The organism is Pseudomonas sp. LB3P14, from assembly GCF_054898045.1.
In genome coordinates, this window is record NZ_CM142714.1 from 920,570 (window position 1) to 942,350 (window position 21,781).

Here is a 21,781-nt window from a genome sequence, read left to right on the forward strand (position 1 = left end):
TGCGACTTTGCTCCGCACGCTGCTCAAGCAAGGGTTGTAGTCGGCGGTATAGATACAGCCATAACAGAGCGCCGGTAACGTGTTAACCGCATGAGGCCAGCCGAACGATGGCTTCCCGGCTACCGGCTTGTTCACGAAGAATGAATTTTTGGATCTTTCCCGTAGCCGTCTTCGGCAGCACCCTGAAGATCACTCGACTTGGACATTTGTAACGCGCCAGGCGTGTCTGGCAATACGCGATTAAATCGGCCTCTGTAGGGGCGTGACGTTCATTTTTCAGTTCGATAAAAGCACAAGGCACTTCGCCCCATTTATCATCCGGTTGGGCGACTACTGCGGCATGAAGCACCGCCGGATGGCTATGGAGGATGTCTTCGATTTCGACGGAAGAAATGTTCTCGCCACCCGAAATAATGACATCCTTGCAACGATCCGTTATCTGCATGTATCCGTCTGGATGGACCACTGCGACGTCTCCGGTATGAAACCATCCGCCTTCGAATGCCTTTTGCGTTGCTGTCTCGTTTTTCAGGTATCCCATCATTACTGTATTGCCGCGCAGCAGCAGTTCGCCGGTGGTCTGACCATCATGAGGAACGGGCTGCAACGTTTCCGCATCTGCGACCATCAAACCCTCGAATGCTGCTGCGCGGGCGCCTTGCCGAACCCGTACTTTCGCTTTCTCTTGAGCGGGAAGATCATCCCATCCGTCCTGCCAGACACAACTGATCGGTGTGCCAGCCACCTCAGTAATACCGTACACATGATCAACTTCGAACCCCATGGACACAGCGGCATCCAGCACTGCTGCAGGCGGCGGTGAGCCTGCCGTCAACACGCGAACTGAATGGGGCAACTCAGGACTATGGGGGGCGTTGGCGATCATGGCCATCACAATGGGCGCCGCACAGAAATGGTCAACCTGATGAAGGGTGATCGCGTCGAATACAGTTTCAGCCGATACCTTGCGCAGGCACACGTGTGTACCGGCTGCGGCGGTGATAGCCCATGGGAAGCACCAGCCATTGGCATGGAACATAGGCAGCGTCCATAAGTACCGAGGCGCACGTGGGAGCGGCCAGTTGGTCATCTGCAACAGGCTCATCAAGTAGGTACCCCGGTGGCTGACCACCACACCTTTCGGATCTCCGGTGGTGCCCGAGGTGTAATTGAGGGCAATGGGCTGCCACTCAGTGTTTGGCCAAATCCCCTCGAATTCCAAGTCACCCTCGGCGAGTAGTGCCTCGTAGTCAGGTACTTCCAGGTCGACGCACACTGCAGCCAAATGGTCGCGAATAATAATCACGACCGGACGGAATTTGAGTAGTTCAAGTGCCGCAGAGGCAACGGCCATGTATTCGCAATCGACCAGGAGCAATTTGCATTCGCTGTGGCGCAAAATAAACGCGATGCCTTCAGCGTCCAGACGATGATTGATCGTATTCAAAATCGCTCCGGATAATGGAATCCCGAAGTGCGCTTCGACCATTGCCGGCGTATTGGGTGAAAGGATGGAGACCGTGTCACCTGGGAGTACGCCCCTGCCAACGAGTGCCGATGCCAGTCGATAGCAGCGCTCACGCGTTTGCGCCCAGGTCCTCTGCAGCTCACCATGAATGATAGCGACGCGTTCAGGGTGAACAAGAGCGGCTCGGTCCAAAAAACCGAGGGGGGTCAGCGGAACATGGTTCGCTGGACTCTGATCGAGTCCGTTTGCGTAGGCACCGGTAATCATGGGCAGGTCTCCTTATTATTTTGATGAAAAACGGCAAAAGTGCTGACTGGCTCGCGGGTCGTTACCAACGTGTTTTCAATGCACGCAGGATCGGCATGGCCAAGGCTCATACCGCACACCAGCATTTGCTCAGATGGAATGCCCAACACTTCTGAAATGACGTTGTGGTACTTAAGAAATGCAGCTTGCGGGCACGTGTGCAAACCACGACCACGGGCGGCCACCATCACGCTTTGCAGGAACATGCCGTAATCGAGCAGGCTGCCCTGCTCGAGCACTTTATCCAGGGTAAATAACAGTCCTACCGGGGCATCGAAAAATCGGTAGTTGCGACTGTGCTGTTGGTGCATGCGGTGCTTGTCATCCTTACTGATCCCAAGCAGACCGTAGAGATCCCAACCCACTTTGCGTCTGCGATCCACATAAGGTGTCACCCATTCACGTGGGTAGTACTCATACGGATCTTGCGCACCGCTACTGAGCTGTGGATCGTTATCGATGGCGGCGATCGCCATCGACAAACGTTCCTTCACCTCGCCGGTGACGACATGAACACGCCACGGCTGCATATTGACGCCTGAGGCACTGAAACGAGCGATGTCCAGAATCGCTTCGATTTCTTCACGCGACACTGCAGTCGGCAGGAAAGCTCTGACACTGCGACGTGACGCAATTGCCCAGTCGACAGTGCGTTTAAGTTCTTGCGCTGACAACGGTGGTAGTGACAAGCGATTCAAGGTTCACATCCTTCAACACATCGGGTCTAACGGGCCATGAGAGCTGAGCTGCAACCTGTGGCTTAGCGTGACAACGCAGGCGCTTTGCGTAGCTGTGTCGAATCCGCCCGTGACTGGTTTACGAACGTGACCGCCACCGCACCCATCAGGCCTGCAAGTGCGATCACCATGAAGTTTTGTTCGAGCGGCAAGGCCAACGAGACGAACCAGCCGATAAGCACTGGGGCGATAATTGCGCCGATGCGGCCGACCCCGGACGCGAAGCCCACACCCGTGGAACGGATTGAGGTCGGGTAGAAATCGCCTGCATAGGCATAGGCAATCAATTGAGTGCCGAGGGTGGAGGCGCCAACAATGAAGACGACCACGAACAGCAACTCAGTCGAGCGTGTAAAGCCCATTGCGGTGAGAGCCAGCGCGCCCACTACATAGAATGAAACCAGTACATATTTGATGTTGAACTTGTCGCTGAGCCATCCGCCGCCGAGCGCACCGACAATCGCACCTACGTTGAAAACGATGACGAAATTGAGAGCCGAGCCCAGGCTATGGCCGGACATCGCCATCAGTTTGGTCAACCAGGAATTGAGCGCGTAGACCATGAACAGTCCAGTCATGAAGGCTGCCCAGATCATCACCGTACTGAAGCCGCGGCCATCGCTGAACAGCCCTTTGATCGGGGTGTCGAGTGAGGAATTGTTCTCGGCAGGATGTCCCGCCAGCACCATCTCGCTATCCAATGGATAAGCGGGATCAATCCTATTGATGATGATGCGCAGCTCCTGCTGGCGACCCTGCTTGAGCAAGAAAGCCATGGAATCCGGCATGGTCTTCAAAATCAACGGGATCAACAGCACGGGGAGCCCAGCAACGTAAAACACCGACTGCCATCCGTGACTTTCGATCAGTTGCTTGCCGGTGAGTGCGACCAGAATCCCGCCCACGGAATAGCCCGCAAACACTAACGTGACAAGCCGGGTACGAAGTTTCGCTGGAGAGAACTCGCTCATTTGTGCAGTCACGATCGGCAGAACGCCACCGATACCCAGCCCTGCGATAAATCGGGCGACGCTGAAGCTGATCGGGTCGCTGGTGAGCCCGGCAGCCGCGGTGAACAGGCTGAACAACGCAACACAGATGGCGATCATCTTTGGTCGACCGATGCGGTCGGCTAACGTCCCCAGAAAGATCGCGCCAAGCATGGTTCCTAGCAGGGCCGAGCCGGCCATGATGCCTGCACTGGTCGGGTCTATCCTCATGTCCAACATAATGGCAGGCAATGCAGCGCCAACGACGGCCAGGTCGTAGCCGTCAATGACCAATATCAGCACGCACCAGAAAAGAATCAGTCTATGGAAGCTGTTGAATGTTGAGTTGCCCGCGAGCGTGTATACGTTGACTGGTTGCATATCGTGTCTCCTTCGATTTTATTTTTTTTGGTGAAGTGCACTTGCTTGCGTACATCAAGATTGCCGAAAAGCCAGCTCGGCACTGCCGACTGCTAGGCCTTTATTGATGAGAGAGCGGTTGCTGTTTCATGGCCATTCTAGGTAGGCGATTTAAAGCAGCCCATGCCTGGCGGTGCCAACTTGGGTGAGCTCTTTGGGCATGTCTGAGAAGGGCGCCAGTGAGTCAAACACCAGCGAAAAAGCATTGAAGTGACGTACGCGGTTGTAGAGAAAACGCGTAGCTAATAAATCCACATGGCGCTTGTGGATGGGGCTGGGGCATCGTTCCGCTAACTGAAATTACTCGTCTGAATGGTTGCGTCGATAGGCGCCCGGGTTGACTCCCGTCCACTTTTTGAATGCGCGGTGGAAGGCGCTGGTTTCCTGAAAGCCGGTTTCTGTCGCGACCTCGGTAACCGTCATGTCTCCGCGCGATAGCAAGTCAATAGCCATGTCGCGGCGTAAATCATCTTTCAGGTTTTGATAATGGGTGCCCTCTGCTTGTAGCCGGCGCTGCAGGGTTGAATTGGACATGCAGAGCACAAGTGCCAGCTCGTCCCTTTCCGGCCACTGGTCAGGGCTTAACCCTCGTAAGCGTCGCCTTATCTGCGCACTGATGCTGTCGTCGTTACGGTATTTGACCAAGAGGCTGGCGGGGGACTCTTTTAAAAACGCGCAAAGACTGGCGGGAGTCTGCGCAATCTTCATATCCAGGAATTTTTTGTCGAAGTTGACCTGTGTTATCGGCGCGTCGTATTGAATGTCTTCACAAAAACGCATTCGGTAGTCGCTTTCATCGGCAGGCTTCTTGGCGCGAAAACTGAGCGCCAGCAATGGAATACGTTGGTTGACTAACCAGCACGCTAAGCCATGTACGAGGATAAACCAGGTGCCGTAAGCGAACAGCCGCCGCTGGTTTTCGTGATCGTGGAGGATGATGAAGGCGTGATCTTCCTTGGTCTGTATTTCACCATGGATGTCATCAAGTACCAGCCGCAAGAACGAAAGCATTCGCTGCAGAGCCTGGCCCAAAGTGTTGCAATCAAGGAGGGCATGGCACATCAGTTTGAAGCTGCCGCGTCGCATCGGATGACTGTCTATACCGAAGAATTCGTCATCCAACAGATCCGCCAACTCGACCCACAGGCGAGCGAATGAGCTGGCTGACACCCTTGCTTTTGGGGCTTCGAGCAGTTGCGGGTCGATGTCGGCTTTCCCTAAGGCCAGTGCCACGTCGATGCCTCGTTGCCTGGCGCTATAGAGGGCTTCATGCACCAGTGCGATTGACGTGGTTCCCTTGTCCTGAGGTGTAACCATCATGTTCTCCACGTGGTGAGTGCTGTGCTCGGTGTATGACTTTCGTGGTCAGTTCGCATTCGCTACAAGCCGCGAATTTGGTCTTTTCTAACCCGGCCCTTGGCCAAACCGATCACACAAGTTGGTGGCTTTGACCATTGTCCGGCTAGTCATGTGGCCCCAGTATTTCATCAACTTTAGTTCTTCAAACCTTAACAAGACCAGCCAGGAATTCCACGATATTGCCATGTCGATTGAGACTGCGGCGATAACGTTCCAGCTCGAATATAGGAAACCATAATGCAGATCGACAACAAGGTTTTTCTCGTCACCGGCGGTGCCTCCGGGCTCGGTGCGGCCACGGCTGAAATGCTGGTCGCGACCGGTGCCAAAGTGATGCTGGTGGACATGAACGCCGAGGCCGTTGCGGTCCAGGCTGAACGACTCGGCGCGCAAAGCGTGGTGGCTGATATCAGCAACGAAGCCGCGGCCGAAGCCGCCGTGCAGGCGACGGTGAAAGCCTTCGGTGGCTTGAATGGTCTGGTCAACTGCGCCGGCATCGTGCGCGGTGAGAAGATCCTCGGCAAGAATGGCCCTCATGTGCTGGCCAATTTCAGCCAGATGATCAACGTCAACTTGATCGGCAGTTTCAACATGCTGCGCCTGGCAGCGGCGGCAATCGCTGAAACCGAAGAGGATGCCGACGGCGAGCGCGGCGTGATCATCAACACCGCCTCGGCGGCCGCGTACGACGGCCAGATCGGCCAGGCGGCCTATGCCGCGTCCAAGGGTGCGATCGTCAGCCTGACGTTGCCCGCCGCCCGTGAACTGGCGCGCTTCGGCATCCGGGTGATGACCATCGCGCCGGGCATTTTCGAAACCCCGATGATGGCCGGCATGACCCAGGAAGTCCGTGACTCTCTGGCGACCGGCGTGCCGTTCCCGCCGCGTTTGGGAAAACCTGCCGAGTACGCCGGGCTGGTCAAACATATTATTGAAAACAGCATGCTCAATGGCGAGGTAATCCGTCTCGACGGAGCCTTGCGCATGGCCGCTAAATAAGGAGGATTTGTCATGACCCTTTCCGACGATCCGATTGTCATTGTCAGCGCCGTCCGCACCCCGATGGGTGGATTTCAGGGCGAACTGAAAAGCCTGACCGCGCCGCAACTCGGTGCTGCCGCGATCAAGGCGGCGGTCGAGCGCGCCGGTGTTGCCCCCGATGCCGTGGACGAAGTGCTGTTCGGCTGTGTACTGCCGGCCGGCCTGGGCCAGGCGCCGGCGCGCCAAGCCGCACTGGGCGCCGGGCTGGATAAATCGACCCGCTGCACGACCCTGAACAAAATGTGCGGTTCGGGCATGGAAGCAGCCATCCTCGCTCACGACATGCTGGTGGCCGGCAGCGCCGAAGTGGTTATCGCCGGGGGCATGGAAAGCATGTCCAATGCTCCTTACTTACTGGATCGCGCACGCAGCGGATACCGCATGGGCCATGGCCGGGTGATCGATTCAATGTCCCTCGACGGCCTGGAAGACGCCTACAACAAGGGACGTCTGATGGGCACCTTTGCCGAAGACTGTGCCGAGACCAACGGTTTCACCCGTGAAGCCCAAGATGCCTTTGCCATTGCCTCGACCACCCGTGCGCAGCAGGCGATCAAAGACGGCAGCTTCAGGGATGAAATCGTTCCGCTGACCGTGACGATTGGCAAGGAGCAAGTGCTGATTAGCAACGATGAGCAACCACCGAAAGCCAAACTGGACAAGGTCACCTCGCTGAAGCCGGTGTTCCGCGAGGGCGGCACGGTGACTGCGGCGAACTCCAGCTCCATTTCCGATGGCGCCGCGGCTCTGGTGTTGATGCGCCGTTCCGAAGCTGAAAAGCGAGGCCTGAAACCGCTGGCGGTGATTCACGGCCATGCGGCGTTTGCCGATGCTCCGGAGCTGTTTCCGGTAGCACCAGTGGGCGCGATCAAGAAACTGATGAAGAAAACCGGCTGGTCGCTGGAGCAAGTCGATCTGCTCGAAATCAGCGAAGCCTTCGCCGTGGTCAGTCTGGTCACCATGACCCAACTGGAAATCCCCCACGAGAAGATCAACGTTCACGGCGGCGCTTGCGCCCTGGGTCACCCGATCGGTGCGTCCGGCGCCCGGATTCTCGTGACTTTGCTTTCGGCCTTGCGCCAGAAAGGCCTGAAACGTGGCGTTGCAGCGATCTGCATCGGCGGCGGCGAGGCCACGGCAATGGCCGTTGAATGCCTGTTGTAGGAGCACGACTTACCTGCGGTGGCGTCCTCGCGATCGCCATCGTCTAGTCGCCCTCTGGAGCCCAATAGCTTGCCTTGGGATTCTTCCTTTTTTGCTCTTGATACACCTAAAAAACAAGTCCAGAATTGAGCCTTTCCTAGCTTCGGCGAGAAAAGAAACCCCTTAGATTTCAATGGGTCGGACGCCAGATGCGAGTCTCGTTTCCCGCTCCAATTATTTTTCTACAGGCTTCTATTGAAGTCTGCAGAGACTGAAAAAATGAGGCTTCGGCCTCTTTTTTAGTTCCAGTAAGTTCCACTCGAAAGCACTATCAGCCACGATTTTTTAGTACATTTTTTAGTACATTAATCCGGCGTTTGGTAGATCACTTTTTTGTGGTACTCGCCTCTCTGGAAACCGTACAAATCTCCTCTATTCAAACGAGACGGAGATTGTACGATGGCCCTCACCGATACCGCGGTCCGACACGCCAAACCCCGTGCCAAGGACTACACCCTCCCTGACTACAACGGCCTCGCCCTTTTCGTGAGTACGAAAGGCGCCAAGTGCTGGCACTTCCGCTTTTCCTGGGCGGATAAGCAACCCCGTATTTCTCTCGGTACCTATCCTGAAATTAGCCTACGAGATGCTCGCGCTCTGCGTGATGTTGCGAGGGCACTGGTCGCCAGGGGCATCGATCCGCGTGCTCATCGGCGGCAGGAGCGTAATGCCCAGCGCCTGGCCACGGAAAACACCTAAGAAGGGGTCTTTCAGCATTGACGTGATTTAAAGACGTCTAGTCTGAGGATGCGCCAGAGGTGGTGCGCGAAATTGTACGTCGTGGCGCGTGCTCGACGGCGGAGACGTACCGAACCTGCTTAAATCAATTCTTCCGGTACGCCATTGTCGAGGGAGGGCTTGATATCAATCCGGCCGCCGACCTCGATAGTGTGGCCGTGCTTCGCCGAATCGGGCGACAGCGCTGTGCACTCAGATTGAGATGTAGAGGAGGGGCGCCTCACCTTCGCGGTTCATGGCCAGCTACCCCTTTGGGCCAGGTCGGTGGCCAGTCGTTGGGCAGGTGCAGCTGCGCGCTTCATGCGGCCTCCGCGACTGGCTGACGGAAGACGGGAAGGGCGCCGGCCTGTTCGCGTACAGCGCGCATGCCTTCGTCGTCGTAACCCCAGATGTTGTTGTCATCGAACCGTTCAGGTCCGAGATAGCCAGGGTGCAGCGGCTCACCGGTCCGGATGTAATCGCGGAACTCTTCCACCAACTGGCGCAGCGTGCCGCCTTGAGTGAAGCCTCGCCACCGGCCACCCCATACAGTTTTATGCGTGAAGACGCGCTTGCCGCTGTAGTCGTCGATAAACCAGATCTTGCCCCGCGAATCGACTTCCATGCTGGCGTAACGATTTACGGCCTGACTGGAGAAGAACCGCCGGCCATGGTCGGCGATGATCCGGATTGCCTGATTGACGTGCTCGACGCGCTGCTGCTTCAAGGCAAGTTTGTTTTCTGTTGGGATGGGGATGTGTCTCTGTGGTCATAGGAAAAGTTGGCTAAGCTCAGGCGGTCAAATTTTCAGGGGTTTCAGTCATGACGAAAAAACTGATCTGCCAGAAATGCAAGCAAGATACGTCCGTAGAGCTTTGCTTTGACGAGGACATCGACAGCCAGATTTTCAATTGCGAGCACTGTGGCGGGAGGCATGTTGAGGTTGAGACTAGTAAGCTTCCGGGGTCTTCTGTCTTGAGCAGATTCCGATTAGATGAAGATGAGTGATCGGGCATTCGACCAGGCATCAGGTTTTCTGGCTGGCGTGACATGAGTTTGTGGGCTATTGGTTTATGGTCCGGCATAAGATCGGATCAAGGAGCAGCGTATGAGTGAACGTTGGCCTCCCCATGTCCACGCCTATCGAGAAGAAAACTTACTGATCTAATTTTCGGTACGAGGGAATTATCAGAGAATTTTCATCTCTCCGGACCAGCAGCCCAGCAGGCCTACTGATAGTCAGCTGGTCGTGTACGACGTCATTTTTGGAAGCTGGGCAACGTACGATGACGCGCTCCAGTCGGGAATAAAGGCGGCCGAGAAGTTCGTCGACGATCACTGGGCGACTTGAATTTCAATAGGTGAGGGTGGTCACCGCGACATCTCCTTCGTCTGCTTCTTCGACCAGGCCAGCACATCCGCAATGACGTTCTTCTTGAACATGCTGCGCTGGCGGTAATAGTCGACGGCGTGACGCGAGACCGAAAAGCATATGCCCGCTTTGAAGCCCTGCTTAACCAGCTCATCGTGCACATTTTTTTCGATGAGCTCGTGAGGTGTCATAGCGGCACCCATTCGTTCTTGGCGTTGTAGTGCCCGCGCCATTCGCCCAGCGTGAAACCAGTGTGCTGGCTGTACACAGCCAGGCTCTTGTGATCGATCGCCAGTTAGGCTGTAACTCGATATGAGAGCCTGCAGGACGCGCCGACGAATGCGCGGGCGCGATAGATCAATCCGCTTGACGCGGAGGGGGGAAGACATCGCTTTGTCCTCAGTCAGGCGCCGCCCTCCGTTCAGAGCGCGGCGTTGCGGTAGGCGTCAGGCGACTGCACGCTTGAGTTGATCGGTGAGCTGGGTTGGCAATCCGCGCAGCATCAGTGTACCGCCAGCTTTGTCGAACTCGACCTTCGAGCTGAGCAGGTGCGACTCGAAGCTGATCGATAGGCCGTCCGACCGCCCAGTGAAGCGCCAAAATTTATTCAGGGTCTTCTTGTCCGGCGGGAGCGAAGCCGAAAGGCCGTAGTCTTGGTCGCGAATGAAGTCGGCAAACGCCCTTGGCTGGTCGTCGTCGAGTACTTCGGATAATTCGTCGAGGGTGATCGGCTCACCAAACTTGGCTTGAGCCATCACGTAGCTGACCAAGGTGTTGGTCTTCTCGCGGGACGAATCCTCGCCTAGGTCTTCGCTTTCAACGAAGTCGCTGAATGCCTTGAGCAGAGTGCGGGTTTCGCCCGGGCCGTCGACACCTTCCTGGCAGCCGATGAAGTCGCGGAAATAGCTAGCACGCCGGCCGTTTTTGCCCTTGATTAGCGATATGTACTGGCGGGACGCTGGGGTTGCTCTTCCACTCGCTGAGGTTGATTCGAGTTGCCAGCTGAATGTGGTCCAGGTCCAAGTGCCGGATTGGCATCCGCGTCAGCCCATCGGTCATGGTCACCGCTTCGGTTTCCTGCACCAGGGCAATCAACAGGTAGTCGGTCATGTCTTGCAGGTAGTGGCAGAAGAGAGCGTTTCCACCGATAGACAGGTTGAATTCTTCCATGAGCATTGTCAGATGCTCGACGGCGTTATTACTGACTTCCATGAAGTTTTCGGTGCCGGCCAGGTACTTGCCCAACCAACCGCTGAGCGGATGAGCTCCCGATTCGGCGTGGAAGGAGCCCCAAGTCTTGCCCGTTTTAGCGTTGTAGCCTTCGTTGAACTGACTGATCAGATTGTCGCGGACGCCGCTCTCGACCAACTGGCTGCCGCTGAGGTGCAGGACTGCCGGGCTACCGTCCGGCTTCTTGTCGATCTTGTGGATTACGCTGTGGAGAACAGGCATTGCGATTACCTCGGGTAGGCGCCGTCCTCCGTGACCGGATGCGGTGGCGTGCTTTGCGTTTGTGGGCTATTGATTGATATCCCGGCATAAGGCCGGATCAAGGAGCGCTGAGATGGCAGTTGATTACAGTCAAGGTCGGTACACCGCCTACGGAATAGGGCTTGATGGCCCTCGCGTTGGCTGGATTGATCACGATGAGTTCGTCAGGTCCGACAATGGAACTTGGCTTTTCCGGATCGAAGGGGAGGAAATCTATTCCTCTTCCGGGAAGCTCGCGGGATTCCTTGAAGACGACGTTGCAAGCTCACTGAGCGGCGACTTCCTCTTTCGCCTAGAAAAGGACTAGGCGATCTTCGGCGGAATAGGTAGTGGTGGGTCAGGCGGTCGGCGCGAATTTCAGCGGCACGGTCACTGGCCCATCGCGAAAGTTACCATCGACCTTGCCATCCAGCGCTGCGATTTCTTTTCGCGTCAGGTTCTTCCACTTGGCGATCGGCCAATCTCCCTGGAGCACTGCGACTAGGTGCATTGAAGAGGTGTCGCTGCAGCTGTAGCCCCGATCTTCCAGTCAGTGGCGGGCTGCATGCCAGGCATCGAATGTTCCTGGCGCCTCAAGCGTCTTTTGGAACATTAGAGCTTCTCCAGTCAGGCGCCGCCCTCTTGATCTAGCGCTGGAGGGCGCGAAATATTCGATCGCCATGTTTCCTGGGCGGACGCCGAGGGGCAGTACCACGAACTCTTGAGTGCAGCCGACGTGATGGAGAAAGAGGGAGTCATCAACGATGACCAGTGGCGCAAGCTCGCGCGCAAGGCTGGAACCCGTTTTGTTGATTCCAAAAAGAGCTAAAAGGCGGTGGGCTGCGCGGGTTCAATCTTCCGGATCAATCTCTTCCTCCGGCTTCCACCTACCTATCAGATCAGCCATCAACTCAGCAATGGCGTCTGTGTTATCTGCCAATACCTGCAGATGCGCGTTTATCCGACTGGACGTTTCCGTGAAGCCACGCTGGTCGATCCAGATGCCGATCTCCTCGACAGCAGACTCAAGGGTCATGACGTTCTGGTTTATGCGGTAGAGCAGGGCGGGGGTAAGGTCGTCTGACATGGCCGGTCCTCCAGTTAGAAGGGAAAGCACAGGGAGCAGGGAAAAGTCCCCATAGAGCTATCGATCATTCAACAACTCGGCGACTCCGCGCGTGATGAACTCTAAGTTTTCATCGAGCTTGGTTAGTGAGTTGCGGATTCTGACCGCGTCCTCGGCCGGGCCATGTAGCTGTTCAATCCAAACAGAGAGATCTTCCACTGCCGCTGCAATGGCGAGCTGATTTTCATTGAGCTTGTAGATCAGGGAAGGGATGAGGTCGTTGGTCGGCATGGCTTGATCCTCCTTTGCGTGAGGAAAAGCGTAGCAGGCAGCAAAAAACTCACAGGGCGGGTATGCCGTGCGTCGCCATCTGTGAACGCCCCAGATCGAAGTCTGATCTACCGACAAACGCCCTAGGAGAATCGACTGTGTACGATGATACGAAGGTGAAGGCGTTTTCTACCCGGCACGAGTTGCTGCGACCCGGCATTCCCAGGGAGGGATGTGTAGCCAGGGTTGCAAGCCGGCGGCGATGGCGGCCGGTTCCACAACCCGGAGCACATCTGCCATGACGCCAAAGAACACGCACTTGCCCGGCGCGTGGGACGCCGGGTCATAGACCATATAGCCGAGTTGTCCGTCCTGACACGACGGCAGGCGATCAAATCTAGGGCATTCAACTTGAGCGCGCTGTACAACGATCCCGCGTACTCCATCAAGCCGCATCAGCTCGAGACTCTGGGGCGCTTCGCGGCAGGCATTGGTAATGAGCGTGATGCGCTTGACGCCGCGCAGTAGTAATTCCGCATAGAACAAATCGGCCACAACACGGTATTACAGGTGCAGTGAGGCGCTTAACAGGCATGAGATTGAACCGATATTCGCATCGGTGAGTCCATGACCGCCAAATGCCAGGATCAACTGGTCAACGACCTCGGCGGGACAGGAGTCACCGCGCTCACTCCGATTGCCAGACAAACACGCCTAACCATGGGGACCCTCCGCATTGCGCTTAGTGAGGAGGGTGTAAAGGTGAACCGGTAAAAAAAACGGGTGCCAGCACCAACGCGGTGGCCCAGGAGGCGTGAGCCGTTCAGCCAGCATGGTGGCGCCTGCGAACAGCATCATCGGAATGTGCCATGCCCCGCTAACAAGCGGCACGAGCATCCAGGCCCAGCACGAAACGATACAAAAGACGCCATGCGTCATGCCGAATATCAGACAATCCCTGTCGGCAGCCCAGCCGAACATACCTATTCGGCGCAGTAGATGGCCCCGATTGAGTGCTACACGGTGCCACGGGCTTGCGCTCCATAGCATCGCGATCAGCAGTGCCACCGCCAGGGCGTTTTTTATGACAGCAATCTGTAGCAACAACGCTAGGGCTGTCAGAATGGGGCCAACTGCCATCCACAGCGTACAGTAACCGAGCAGGAACCCGACCGACGCTCGTATTCGCCTGCTTGGCGGGCTAGAGCGCCAGACATGCACCAGTGGCATCGCCAGAAGGGGCGGCATCATGGCCAAAAGCATCAGGGCCCAACCCGCCAGGATTCGGTGGAGTGGGTTCAGTGCGAGCTCCGCTTGCAGCGCCACGGGCCAACTCGTGATGATCGATAGCCCATTCACGGACACGCAAAACGCGGGACCTTCTGTGTTCACCTCGTTGTAAACGGAAAGGGCCAGGCCGAGTCCCGCCGTGGCTAAAAGCAATGGCCAGGGGTCGTAAGTAAAACTGCGTAGAACTGGGCCTACCCGCATGATGTCGCTCTCAACTCACGACACCACTTCGCGTGAGAACGCTTACCCACCCAGTCAGGGGACCAGGGTCGCCGCGGCATGTTGCCCGCCGCCACTTGTTGGTAGATGTTGCCGGCGAGGTTCATCACGACGCTGTAGCTGGCAAGATCAAGGCCTAGCCTGGCCATGTGCTCCCTGTCCTCGGAGGTAAACAAATCGCGGACCTGCCCATACCAGGTAGCGTTGGTGATAGGCGCTGTGGTGGAGGTCATTGTCATGCCCGACTCCTTGTCGTCAATAACAAAAAAAGTTCCAGTGGACCGGATCCTGGTCGCCAGCATGCTCGTGCTCAACGCATGCATCTTGCTCGAAATGCCCTGGCGACCCGGTAGTATCCCGACAAGCAGCGCCTAGGTTGTCTTGACGGCGATGAACGAGGCGACCAGTCCAGCTGGGGCGCCGTTGTGAGGCTTCATGCGGATGACCGATCCAGTGATGGCCGAAACCTGATTTACGCCGTTTGGCCAGTGCTCCGTCAGTGACCCGTCATAATCGTAGAAGTAGTCTTGTGTCGAGGTCCCGGGCCGCCCGCTGCCCTCAATGTGTACGTGGTCCGGAACACCGTTGTGGGCGGGGGTGATGACCCCCTTCAAGTCCATGAGGGCGTTCGACCCGAAACCGAGTTCTCCGATGAACGTCCCGTTGGCGGTGTCCTCCACTGTCCACACGCCTTCCGCGAACAATAGGGCCGCCAGTTTTTCCGGGTCACCGTCTGTCAACGCAGGGTTGTTGAGAAAGCTCCTATAAGTCCATTTTCCTGCAAAGGGATTACTCATTACTGACATCTCCTTATCAGTGTTGCTTGGAATCTGAGTGTTGATGCGGTGCGTGCGTCATACCTGCCATGCCAAAGCCGCCGCCGATGGCATTGATGTCTGGAACGATCTGGATATTGGTCATCATGCCGCCGTCTTCGTGGTCGAGGATGTGGCAGTGGATGACGAACTCGCCGATGTAGCGGTCGTAGTGCGTACGCACCAGCACCTGGTAGTCGTTCTGCACGAAGATGGTGTCTTTGAACTCGTGCCACATCCCGCAGTATTGGTTTTGCAGTCCCAGTTCGTCGGCTGGCACCAGGCACTCGCCATTGGGACCGAAGATACTTTTGGGTTTCTCGCCGGGCTTGGCGTAGAGCACGTCCATCACCTGGAACGGGTTGACGTGTATATGAAAGATGTGGGGTTCAACCTGCGAGGTCAGCACCCAGTCGTCGGTGGTGTTGACCTGGCGAGTGAAGTCGATGCGGTCCGGGTCATAGGACTTGTAGTTGATGTAAAAGCCGAACGCGCCTGTCCAAGGTTCTCCCGGTTTTTTCGGAGGGGTGGCAGGCGGTGAGGGCGGGAATGGCGGATTGCCGATGAAGAAGTCAGCCTTCTGGATGTCGTTGTTGACCACCGCATCCTTGAGGTCGTCCATCCCGCGCCAAGGTTTCAGGTTGCCGGTACGCAATCCTTCGAGGGCCTCGGCGGGCAGCGACGGGTCCGTTTTGTTGGCGTCGTAGAGCGCTTGCTGGATATAGCTTTGCGGGTCGTCGGTCACGACCTTGCCGCCAGAGACGATAACCGTCGCCAGCAATTGGGTTTCGTTCGGGCCCTGGCCACCCGGGCCGGCATTGGCGCGTTCTGCGGGCGTGGCCGCCTGATTCAGCACACAGTAGGTGCCGTCGTGGGGGAACATCAGCAGCACATCACTGCGATAACCGGGTTGCAGAAAGTTACTGCCGATGCCACCGCTAACGCTTTTTTTGTTCACGCCGATGGGGCGAATTGCGGTGCGCGTGAGTCCGTCAGCGGCGATCTCGAATTGAGGGACAAGCTCGACCGGTTTGCTGGAATCGGGCACCGTCACCGGGCACAGGTCGGCGATCATCGCAGCCTGTTCCTTCGGTGTACCGCTGAGCACACCCTTGAGTGCGAGACTGGCTTTGGGACTGGTCGTGTTTATGGGCACGATCTGCAGGTTCACCGTATCGTGGATCCCCCCGTGAATGAAGCGCCAGCGTTGGATTTCTCCCGCGGCAACGCCCTGGAGGGTTGGTTGCACCGCGCCGTTGATGCTGGTGAACCGACCGCTTTCATCCCAGACAGTGGCCGAGGAGAGCTGCGCATTGAAGTTCTCTACAACACCTGTTTTGCCGCTGGGACACGTCCAGGTGCCATCCTTTTGCGTAATGATGGCGCCCTTGTCGTCGAAACAGGCATAGGGGATTTGCTGGAACAGAAAGACTTGTTCGGTAATGGGTTTCCCGGCAGCATCCTTGAGAATGGTGTCGATGTCTCCTGGTTTGCCGCCGGTGTAGGGTCGGTCACCGCGCACAATCAAGGCTCCCGCAGCGCCGCTGGCGACCTGCAGCGCCGTGGAACCATGCCGGTGCGCGTGGTACCAGAAGGTGCCCGAAGGGTGATCTGTGGGGATGTTGATCTCGTATTCGAATTTGGTTTGCGGAGCGATGTTCAAGAGCACGTTGTCACTGTTGCCCGACGGCGACACGTGCATCCCGTGGTAATGCAGATTGATCGTGTTGAAGCATCCTGCCTCGCCATTCGCCGGATCGTTTCCCCCCGGACAGCTGGGATCGTTTTTCTCCAGTTGGTTGTCCAGGTGCACCCGCAGGGTGTTGCCTGGCTGCACATCGATGAGCGGCCCCGACAAGCAGCCGCCATAGGAGCGCAGCTTGACCTTGTCCTTGGCACCGTCGGGATTGCCCGGGTTGTAGATGTAATTTTCGCGTTTCTGCACTTGCAGGTTGAGTTCGACGGTTTGACCGTCACGGGTGATGTCGCCCGCCGGGTTGCAAACTGTTTCCGGAAGGGCCTGCTCGGTCGCCTTCAGTGTGCCCGGCGCTCCTTTTTCAAGGAGTCTGAGCGGTGCAAGGAAAGGCTGGGCCACGAGTTCGGCGAGCGCTGCCGAGGAGGTTGTGCAGACCATCAACCCGGCCAGGACTATGCGAAGCGAAGTCATGTTGTTCTCCCTGCGCCACTGCGCGGATGTGTGCGACAGCCATGATGGCCGTGTGTCCTTTGATTAGCAGATTAACGTGGAAATCGGCATCGACCCTGCGGTGGCTACACGTTGCTGAGGAAGAACCTTTGCGCTTGAGCACATTGGCGATGGTCGCGGCCATGCCGGCAAAATCGCAGGTGCGTCCGGCACCCGGGGTGTAGACCGGCGGCTGGGCCACGGAAGGGTCGCCGCTGGTGAAGGGAGGGGCGGGGTTGTACTGGATGGTCAACTGCACCTGTTGGGCGACGATATCGCTGGAGATCAAGGCGATAATTTTCAATGCCTCATCCAGCCCCGACGAAATGCCGCCACCGGTGATGCGTTGTTCGTCGACGATGAAGCGCGGATAGCCTTCCACCACATTAACGCGGGTGAAGAGTTTCAGGCAGGCGATGAAGGCCCAATGAGTCGTCGCATTGTAACCGTCCAGCAAACCGGCGGCGGCAGCCAGCAATGCACCCTCGCAGACGGAGGCGGAAAATTTCGCTGCCTCGCCTTGTCGCAACAGCCAGTTCATGCGCTGTGGATCGCCCATTAGGCGCTGTAAGTCGTCAGGTTCGCCGCCGGGAATCCACAGCAGACTGATGTATTCAGAGTGTTGATCGAAAATGGGCAAATCGCCGCCGAGCGTCAGGCCGTCCCGGGTGGTGATGGACGGCCCATCAAGAGAAATCAACCGAACTACCCGGGGTGGCGCGGCGGGGTTGTGCTGCGATTCAATCTGAGCCATCCAGTTGAACAGCTCGTAAGGGGCGCTGACGTCGAGCAAGTCCACACCATTGTAAACCGGGATTGCAATCAAGTACTGGCCTGGTGCGGGCATGGCTCCCTCCTGGGAAACACCGCGGCGAACGCGCTTGCGTCGTCAGGTGTGTAGCGTCCTGCTAATCAGCGTTGCGATGCCCGGACAGCAAAACCGGAGGTCTTGCTGCCTCAAACTAATACCCAAGGGCAGCTTTTGGGGAGCGTAGTCGACGCCAGCCCACCTGCAAGGCGTTTTCGTAGGCAGGTGCTGAGTGGTACTGATCGACGCTGGCGGTATCTATGGGGGGAGGTAGTGATTAGCGAGGAGGGAGTTCAGGCGGTGTTTTTCGCGGTCGCGGCAGAACCGTTTTAGCCCGAAAACCTATGCGGGTAACCGGAGGTTTCCGACTCGAAGGCTGAAACTGTCAGGTATACAGCGCCCAGATGGAGCTGACGAACATCGCTGATGTTCAGTGCCAGTGCTGAATTCACAGCGGCGAAGCTGGTATTGCTCGATCGAAAATCGAACCCAACCTTCGTCGAGTACAACGATGTCCTTGCATGGGATGTTGGTGAACGTCCAAATCACCGGCCGCTCATCAATGTCGTACACGATTATGTGTTCTGGATAGCGAACTGAACCGCCCCACGCTTCAAATACTATATTTAACTGGGTGATTTCAGTTTTTTTCTCTAAAAGCGCTGCGGGATATTTTAGGCGCTGAGTCGGTCGGACGCTTCAAATAAACAGAGAACTCTGCATGTTCGCCCAATGGTTCCCAGTGGCCCCCTAGCCGGTGATGACAGGCCCCGCGCTCATGAGAAAGACGATAGGTTGGTAGCAACAGGCGCTTCAACATCCAGTCCGATATTTTCTCGCAGAGTCAGGTAACCGGTTTTCTGATGAGCGATAGTAGGGGCGGAAGATCCATCGACAACTCCTAGTCAACATTCTGAATCCTGACCTTGTCGTTCATCTGTTTTCGACCAATATTAGCCGCAGGTCTTTGTTGTATTGGCGTTCCTACTGGCACGTTGCTAGATCCCATATATGCTGACGATGGAGCAGTACCCCCCCGAGCCTTTCGGGACTTCTGGCAACAAGGAGGTCACCATGTCATCCGCCCCACGTGTACGCCGTTCTCTCAGTGATGTTCAGTACGACTATGACCACGGCAAAAAAGATGAACTTGAAGCACTGATCCGCGCCTGGAAAGGCATCAAGGATCTTCCCGCCAACAACCCCAACTCTTTCTTCTCCATCGGTGGTCTGCATGGCGAGCCGTTCCGTGGTGAAGGCAAGACCGACCCCAACTGGTGGGGCGGCTACTGCCAGCACGGCACGGTGCTCTTTCCGAGCTGGCACCGCGCCTATCTCTGGCGCCTGGAAGAGGCGCTGCGCAGTATCCCCAAATGTGAAAACGTCACCCTGCCGTTCTGGGATGAATGTAGCGACGAGTCACGAGAAAATGGCCTGCCTTCGGCCCTGACCCAGGAATCCTTCGTGATCGACGGTCAGAAGATCGAAAACCCGCTGCGCTCTTTCGTGTTCCCGCAAGCCATCACCGATGAGGTCACGGGCACCCCGATCATCTACAGCAAGCCCGAAGGCTACGAGACCGTGCGCTATCCGCTGTCCGGGCTGCTGGGCACTGAACCGGACCGCGTAGCCACGGCGGCACACAACGCGCAGTTCAAGGACCCGGCGAAGAACATCACCTACCTCAATGAGAACGTCAGCACCTGGCTGAGCGGCAAGATCAAGATTGGTGGCAAGTGGCGCGGCGAGGTGTTCAGTCGCTTCGAAGCCTGCCTCGACTCTCCGAGCTACACGCTATTCTCCAATACAACCTCCGCCGGCGCGAAGAACGACGCCGTCCCGGAGGGCCCTCACTATGTGCCGCTGGAGGAGCCTCACAACTTCATGCACCTGGCGGTCGGCGGTTTTGACTATCCGGGCCAGGGCGACAATTCGGCGATTCCCGGGGCCAATGGCGATATGGGCGAGAATGAAACCGCCGGCCTGGACCCGGTTTTCTTCTTCCACCACTGCTTTATCGACTATGTGTTCTGGACCTGGCAGTGCCGCCAAGGGGCCACCGATGAATTCAGCATCGACCCCAAGGATCCCGGTGCCACTTACTATAAACCCGACGGCGTGCAACCCCCGGCGGGCGGTGCGGGCCTGGACCCGAACGCCATACTGAGCCTGGACACCACCCTGGACCCCTTCGTCAAGGCAGACGGCAAACCCTTCACCACCCGTGACTGCATCAACATCGAGAAGCAACTGGGCTACGTCTATGGCGCCGGTTCCCTGGATGCCTATGCCCAACCCGCCAAGCAGTTGCTGTTCAAGGCCGCGGCACCGCAGCCAACCGGCAAGACCCTGCGGGTCAGCCGTATCAACCGAGCGAAAATCCGTGGTTCGTTCCTGATCTCGGCCTACGCCAAGGTCGATGGCAAGCGCGAGTACCTGGGTACCCGGCCGATCCTCAGCCGTTGGCACGTCGAAGGTTGCATGAACTGCCAGACGCACCTGGAAGCCAAGGCCACCTTCAAGCTGCCACTCAACGCCGATAACTCGGCGATTGACGACGACAGTATCGAGGTGGAAATACAGACCCGTGACTCGGTCCTGAAGCGGCCAAATGCGGCAGGTCTGCTCAGCACCGGCAATGCCGCCACTGCGGACGCGCCGTTTAAGCTGGAAACTTACTGATCCACAACGGGCTTTGCCCACTGCTGGCGCGGCGGCCGAAGGCAATCTTCGGTCGCTGCGCCTAAGCAACCCCGTATTTCCCTCGGTACCTATCCTGAAATTAGCCTGCGAGATGCTCGCGCTCTGCGTGATGTTGCGAGGTCGCTGGTCGCCAGAGGCATCGATCCGTGCGCTCATAGGCAGCAGGTGTGTAACGCCAGGCACCTGACCACGGAAAACACCTAAGAAAGGGCCTTAGAACGTTGACGTGATTCAAGGTGTTGAGTCTGAGGATGCGCTGGAGGTGGTGCGCGAAATTGAACGTCGTGGCGCGTGCTCGACGGCAGAGACGTACCGAACCTGCTTAAATCAATTCTTCCGGTACGCCATCGTCGAGGGAGGGCTTGATATCAATCCGGCCGTCGACCTCGATAGTGTGGCCGTGCTTCGCCGAATCGGGCGACAGCGCTGTGCACTCAGATTGAGATGTAGAGGCGGGCGCCTGACCTTCGCTGTTCATGGCCAGTTAAGCCTTTGGGCCAGGTCGGTGATCAGTCGTTGGGCAGGTGCAGTTGCACTTCCATGGCGTCATGAAGGAGTCGGACGACCTCGATCACGTCGTCGTTTGCCACGCGATAGAACACGACATGGCGCGGGCTTTTGACCGTTCCATGGGGGTGTTTAGCCTGCTGGCGTGAGTAGATGAGGTGATAGCTGCGAAGGCCCGGTGCAAGCTCATCGCGGTCGTGGCTGCCAATGCGATAGGGCGTGTCGGCGATAGCTTGTAATGCGGAGAGGATCAGCGCCTGGTAGCGTTGGCGTGCTTGATCGCCGAACTGCGTCCGGGAGAGCCTGAGGATGTCGACAATGTCGGCGCGCGCCGCGTTGGAAATCCGATACTGCGGCATGCTCAGTGTTTCTCTCTCGCGGGGATAGTTGCCTCCAGGCTCAACCCCTCGAGGTAGTGCTCCAGATCCCCTTCATTCAACTGAGTAAAGCGCCCGCGCTCAAGGTCCATGATGCCGATCGAGGTCGCCTGACGCAGGGCCTCAATTTTGGCAGTGTCTTCGGCGACGCGCTGTTCCAATAGGCGCAAACCTTCTCGCATCACTTCGCTGGCATTCTGATAACGGCCGGACTGCACCAGGTCATGGATAACCTGTTCCTGGTGAGGGGTGAGCACAACGTTTCGCGTCGCCATAATTAGCTCCAGCTCTGGGCAAACAGGTTCTTTCGACCATTGGCATATTATGCCATTTTGCCCGCGAACACATAGTTTGGGATTTGTATCTGACGCATTGTGTCGTACGGGGTCATCCTTCGCGCCGAACAGCGTGTGCTAACCCGGACTGCATGCGCACAAAGTCCAAAAACGCTGTTGCAGG

At 57.2% G+C, this 21,781-nt stretch carries 25 protein-coding genes and 2 pseudogenes; 9 read left to right on the plus strand and 18 right to left on the minus strand.

Features of this window, described 5'->3' with window-relative positions; genetic code table 11:
- Nucleotides 1–82: 82 nt before the first annotated feature.
- From ACYZT5_RS04345 to ACYZT5_RS04360, 4 genes are all read right to left on the minus strand, one after another.
- Nucleotides 83–1,735 carry an AMP-binding protein gene (locus ACYZT5_RS04345; RefSeq protein ID WP_462049962.1) on the minus strand — a complete coding sequence of 551 codons (1,653 nt, stop codon included), beginning with the start codon at nucleotides 1,733–1,735 and terminating at the stop codon, nucleotides 83–85.
- A complete protein-coding gene (locus tag ACYZT5_RS04350; protein WP_462049963.1) occupies nucleotides 1,732–2,472 on the minus strand; it encodes a nitroreductase in 741 nt (246 codons plus the stop codon). Before ACYZT5_RS04350 ends, ACYZT5_RS04345 begins: the two co-directional genes overlap by 4 nt.
- Before the next feature lie 62 nt (nucleotides 2,473–2,534).
- The gene (locus tag ACYZT5_RS04355) at nucleotides 2,535–3,881 is read right to left on the minus strand and encodes an MFS transporter (RefSeq protein ID WP_462049964.1); all 1,347 of its coding nucleotides are present in this window, start codon (nucleotides 3,879–3,881) and stop codon (nucleotides 2,535–2,537) included.
- Nucleotides 3,882–4,220: 339 nt separating this feature from the next.
- On the minus strand, nucleotides 4,221–5,237 hold the full coding sequence (locus tag ACYZT5_RS04360) for an AraC family transcriptional regulator (RefSeq protein WP_462052185.1): 1,017 nt from the start codon (nucleotides 5,235–5,237) through the stop codon (nucleotides 4,221–4,223).
- Nucleotides 5,238–5,516: 279 nt separating this feature from the next.
- On the opposite strand from ACYZT5_RS04360, the gene ACYZT5_RS04365 reads away from it, so the two are divergent.
- The 4 genes and pseudogenes from ACYZT5_RS04365 to ACYZT5_RS04380 all read left to right on the plus strand — a co-directional run bounded on the left by ACYZT5_RS04365 (nucleotide 5,517) and on the right by ACYZT5_RS04380 (nucleotide 8,584).
- Complete coding sequence (locus tag ACYZT5_RS04365) at nucleotides 5,517–6,278, plus strand: SDR family NAD(P)-dependent oxidoreductase (protein ID WP_462049965.1); 762 nt, start codon at nucleotides 5,517–5,519, stop codon at nucleotides 6,276–6,278.
- 12 nt (nucleotides 6,279–6,290) lie between these two features.
- Nucleotides 6,291–7,484 carry an acetyl-CoA C-acyltransferase gene (locus ACYZT5_RS04370; protein WP_462049966.1) on the plus strand — a complete coding sequence of 398 codons (1,194 nt, stop codon included), beginning with the start codon at nucleotides 6,291–6,293 and terminating at the stop codon, nucleotides 7,482–7,484.
- A 438-nt stretch (nucleotides 7,485–7,922) separates the two neighbouring features.
- Nucleotides 7,923–8,219 (plus strand): annotated as a pseudogene (locus tag ACYZT5_RS04375) (Arm DNA-binding domain-containing protein); the annotation flags it as partial.
- A 65-nt stretch (nucleotides 8,220–8,284) separates the two neighbouring features.
- Nucleotides 8,285–8,584: a hypothetical protein gene (locus ACYZT5_RS04380; RefSeq protein ID WP_462052186.1), complete on the plus strand. Its 300-nt coding sequence runs from the start codon at nucleotides 8,285–8,287 to the stop codon at nucleotides 8,582–8,584.
- Here the strand turns inward: ACYZT5_RS04380 and ACYZT5_RS04385 are convergent.
- The 3 genes and pseudogenes from ACYZT5_RS04385 to yejK all read right to left on the minus strand — a co-directional run bounded on the left by ACYZT5_RS04385 (nucleotide 8,560) and on the right by yejK (nucleotide 11,064).
- Nucleotides 8,560–8,967, minus strand: a complete 408-nt coding sequence (locus tag ACYZT5_RS04385; protein WP_462049967.1) for a hypothetical protein — start codon at nucleotides 8,965–8,967, stop codon at nucleotides 8,560–8,562. The genes ACYZT5_RS04380 and ACYZT5_RS04385 overlap by 25 nt on opposite strands.
- Nucleotides 8,968–9,611: 644 nt before the next feature.
- The gene (locus ACYZT5_RS04390) at nucleotides 9,612–10,001 is read right to left on the minus strand and encodes a hypothetical protein (protein WP_462049968.1); all 390 of its coding nucleotides are present in this window, start codon (nucleotides 9,999–10,001) and stop codon (nucleotides 9,612–9,614) included.
- A gap of 57 nt (nucleotides 10,002–10,058) precedes the next feature.
- A pseudogene (gene yejK / locus ACYZT5_RS04395) lies at nucleotides 10,059–11,064 on the minus strand (nucleoid-associated protein YejK).
- A gap of 112 nt (nucleotides 11,065–11,176) precedes the next feature.
- On the opposite strand from yejK, the gene ACYZT5_RS04400 reads away from it, so the two are divergent.
- Nucleotides 11,177–11,410: a hypothetical protein gene (locus ACYZT5_RS04400; RefSeq protein WP_462049969.1), complete on the plus strand. Its 234-nt coding sequence runs from the start codon at nucleotides 11,177–11,179 to the stop codon at nucleotides 11,408–11,410.
- 30 nt (nucleotides 11,411–11,440) lie between these two features.
- On the opposite strand, the gene ACYZT5_RS04405 is transcribed toward ACYZT5_RS04400, so the two are convergent.
- The 9 genes from ACYZT5_RS04405 to ACYZT5_RS04445 form a co-directional block, all read right to left on the minus strand.
- On the minus strand, nucleotides 11,441–11,593 hold the full coding sequence (locus tag ACYZT5_RS04405) for a hypothetical protein (protein WP_462049970.1): 153 nt from the start codon (nucleotides 11,591–11,593) through the stop codon (nucleotides 11,441–11,443).
- 339 nt (nucleotides 11,594–11,932) lie between these two features.
- Nucleotides 11,933–12,169 carry a hypothetical protein gene (locus ACYZT5_RS04410; RefSeq protein WP_462049971.1) on the minus strand — a complete coding sequence of 79 codons (237 nt, stop codon included), beginning with the start codon at nucleotides 12,167–12,169 and terminating at the stop codon, nucleotides 11,933–11,935.
- A gap of 57 nt (nucleotides 12,170–12,226) precedes the next feature.
- The gene (locus ACYZT5_RS04415) at nucleotides 12,227–12,439 is read right to left on the minus strand and encodes a hypothetical protein (RefSeq protein WP_462049972.1); all 213 of its coding nucleotides are present in this window, start codon (nucleotides 12,437–12,439) and stop codon (nucleotides 12,227–12,229) included.
- 168 nt (nucleotides 12,440–12,607) lie between these two features.
- Nucleotides 12,608–12,973 (minus strand): hypothetical protein, encoded by a 366-nt coding sequence (locus tag ACYZT5_RS04420; protein WP_462049973.1) that lies wholly within the window; start codon nucleotides 12,971–12,973, stop codon nucleotides 12,608–12,610.
- 159 nt (nucleotides 12,974–13,132) lie between these two features.
- Nucleotides 13,133–13,909 (minus strand): copper chaperone, encoded by a 777-nt coding sequence (locus tag ACYZT5_RS04425; RefSeq protein ID WP_462049974.1) that lies wholly within the window; start codon nucleotides 13,907–13,909, stop codon nucleotides 13,133–13,135.
- On the minus strand, nucleotides 13,900–14,166 hold the full coding sequence (locus tag ACYZT5_RS04430; protein WP_462049975.1) for a hypothetical protein: 267 nt from the start codon (nucleotides 14,164–14,166) through the stop codon (nucleotides 13,900–13,902). The genes ACYZT5_RS04425 and ACYZT5_RS04430 overlap by 10 nt, the downstream gene beginning before the upstream one ends.
- 132 nt (nucleotides 14,167–14,298) lie before the next feature.
- Entirely contained in the window at nucleotides 14,299–14,724 is a 426-nt protein-coding gene (locus ACYZT5_RS04435) for a hypothetical protein (protein ID WP_462049976.1), read from the minus strand.
- 16 nt (nucleotides 14,725–14,740) lie between these two features.
- Nucleotides 14,741–16,909: a multicopper oxidase family protein gene (locus ACYZT5_RS04440; protein WP_462049977.1), complete on the minus strand. Its 2,169-nt coding sequence runs from the start codon at nucleotides 16,907–16,909 to the stop codon at nucleotides 14,741–14,743.
- Complete coding sequence (locus tag ACYZT5_RS04445; RefSeq protein ID WP_462049978.1) at nucleotides 16,800–17,774, minus strand: DJ-1/PfpI family protein; 975 nt, start codon at nucleotides 17,772–17,774, stop codon at nucleotides 16,800–16,802. The genes ACYZT5_RS04440 and ACYZT5_RS04445 overlap by 110 nt, the downstream gene beginning before the upstream one ends.
- A 387-nt stretch (nucleotides 17,775–18,161) precedes the next feature.
- On the opposite strand from ACYZT5_RS04445, the gene ACYZT5_RS04450 reads away from it, so the two are divergent.
- From ACYZT5_RS04450 to ACYZT5_RS04465, 4 genes are all read left to right on the plus strand, one after another.
- On the plus strand, nucleotides 18,162–18,335 hold the full coding sequence (locus ACYZT5_RS04450) for a hypothetical protein (RefSeq protein ID WP_462049979.1): 174 nt from the start codon (nucleotides 18,162–18,164) through the stop codon (nucleotides 18,333–18,335).
- A 474-nt stretch (nucleotides 18,336–18,809) separates the two neighbouring features.
- On the plus strand, nucleotides 18,810–20,417 hold the full coding sequence (locus tag ACYZT5_RS04455; RefSeq protein ID WP_462049980.1) for a tyrosinase family protein: 1,608 nt from the start codon (nucleotides 18,810–18,812) through the stop codon (nucleotides 20,415–20,417).
- A 75-nt stretch (nucleotides 20,418–20,492) separates the two neighbouring features.
- The gene (locus ACYZT5_RS04460; RefSeq protein ID WP_462052187.1) at nucleotides 20,493–20,642 is read left to right on the plus strand and encodes an Arm DNA-binding domain-containing protein; all 150 of its coding nucleotides are present in this window, start codon (nucleotides 20,493–20,495) and stop codon (nucleotides 20,640–20,642) included.
- A 61-nt stretch (nucleotides 20,643–20,703) separates the two neighbouring features.
- A complete protein-coding gene (locus tag ACYZT5_RS04465) occupies nucleotides 20,704–21,060 on the plus strand; it encodes a hypothetical protein (protein ID WP_462052188.1) in 357 nt (118 codons plus the stop codon).
- Here ACYZT5_RS04465 and ACYZT5_RS04470 read toward each other — a convergent pair.
- Entirely contained in the window at nucleotides 20,948–21,304 is a 357-nt protein-coding gene (locus tag ACYZT5_RS04470; RefSeq protein ID WP_462049981.1) for a type II toxin-antitoxin system RelE/ParE family toxin, read from the minus strand. The two genes, ACYZT5_RS04465 and ACYZT5_RS04470, sit on opposite strands and share 113 nt — an antisense overlap.
- Before the next feature lie 2 nt (nucleotides 21,305–21,306).
- Nucleotides 21,307–21,597 (minus strand): type II toxin-antitoxin system ParD family antitoxin, encoded by a 291-nt coding sequence (locus ACYZT5_RS04475; RefSeq protein ID WP_462049982.1) that lies wholly within the window; start codon nucleotides 21,595–21,597, stop codon nucleotides 21,307–21,309.
- Nucleotides 21,598–21,781: the final 184 nt, after the last annotated feature.

Excerpts from the sequence above, each read along its gene's own strand:
- ACYZT5_RS04345 (WP_462049962.1), bottom strand. The coding sequence starts at position 1,735 with ATGATTACCGGTGCCTACGCAAACGGACTCGATCAGAGTCCAGCGAAC.
- ACYZT5_RS04355 (WP_462049964.1), bottom strand. The coding sequence starts at position 3,881 with ATGCAACCAGTCAACGTATACACGCTCGCGGGCAACTCAACATTCAAC.
- ACYZT5_RS04360 (WP_462052185.1), bottom strand. The coding sequence starts at position 5,237 with ATGGTTACACCTCAGGACAAGGGAACCACGTCAATCGCACTGGTGCAT.
- ACYZT5_RS04365 (WP_462049965.1), top strand. The coding sequence starts at position 5,517 with ATGCAGATCGACAACAAGGTTTTTCTCGTCACCGGCGGTGCCTCCGGG.
- ACYZT5_RS04370 (WP_462049966.1), top strand. The coding sequence starts at position 6,291 with ATGACCCTTTCCGACGATCCGATTGTCATTGTCAGCGCCGTCCGCACC.
- ACYZT5_RS04390 (WP_462049968.1), bottom strand. The coding sequence starts at position 10,001 with ATGTCTTCCCCCCTCCGCGTCAAGCGGATTGATCTATCGCGCCCGCGC.
- ACYZT5_RS04400 (WP_462049969.1), top strand. The coding sequence starts at position 11,177 with ATGGCAGTTGATTACAGTCAAGGTCGGTACACCGCCTACGGAATAGGG.
- ACYZT5_RS04405 (WP_462049970.1), bottom strand. The coding sequence starts at position 11,593 with ATGCACCTAGTCGCAGTGCTCCAGGGAGATTGGCCGATCGCCAAGTGG.
- ACYZT5_RS04410 (WP_462049971.1), bottom strand. The coding sequence starts at position 12,169 with ATGTCAGACGACCTTACCCCCGCCCTGCTCTACCGCATAAACCAGAAC.
- ACYZT5_RS04415 (WP_462049972.1), bottom strand. The coding sequence starts at position 12,439 with ATGCCGACCAACGACCTCATCCCTTCCCTGATCTACAAGCTCAATGAA.
- ACYZT5_RS04425 (WP_462049974.1), bottom strand. The coding sequence starts at position 13,909 with ATGCGGGTAGGCCCAGTTCTACGCAGTTTTACTTACGACCCCTGGCCA.
- ACYZT5_RS04430 (WP_462049975.1), bottom strand. The coding sequence starts at position 14,166 with ATGACAATGACCTCCACCACAGCGCCTATCACCAACGCTACCTGGTAT.
- ACYZT5_RS04435 (WP_462049976.1), bottom strand. The coding sequence starts at position 14,724 with ATGAGTAATCCCTTTGCAGGAAAATGGACTTATAGGAGCTTTCTCAAC.
- ACYZT5_RS04440 (WP_462049977.1), bottom strand. The coding sequence starts at position 16,909 with ATGACTTCGCTTCGCATAGTCCTGGCCGGGTTGATGGTCTGCACAACC.
- ACYZT5_RS04445 (WP_462049978.1), bottom strand. The coding sequence starts at position 17,774 with ATGCCCGCACCAGGCCAGTACTTGATTGCAATCCCGGTTTACAATGGT.
- ACYZT5_RS04450 (WP_462049979.1), top strand. The coding sequence starts at position 18,162 with ATGTTCAGTGCCAGTGCTGAATTCACAGCGGCGAAGCTGGTATTGCTC.
- ACYZT5_RS04455 (WP_462049980.1), top strand. The coding sequence starts at position 18,810 with ATGTCATCCGCCCCACGTGTACGCCGTTCTCTCAGTGATGTTCAGTAC.
- ACYZT5_RS04470 (WP_462049981.1), bottom strand. The coding sequence starts at position 21,304 with ATGCCGCAGTATCGGATTTCCAACGCGGCGCGCGCCGACATTGTCGAC.
- ACYZT5_RS04475 (WP_462049982.1), bottom strand. The coding sequence starts at position 21,597 with ATGGCGACGCGAAACGTTGTGCTCACCCCTCACCAGGAACAGGTTATC.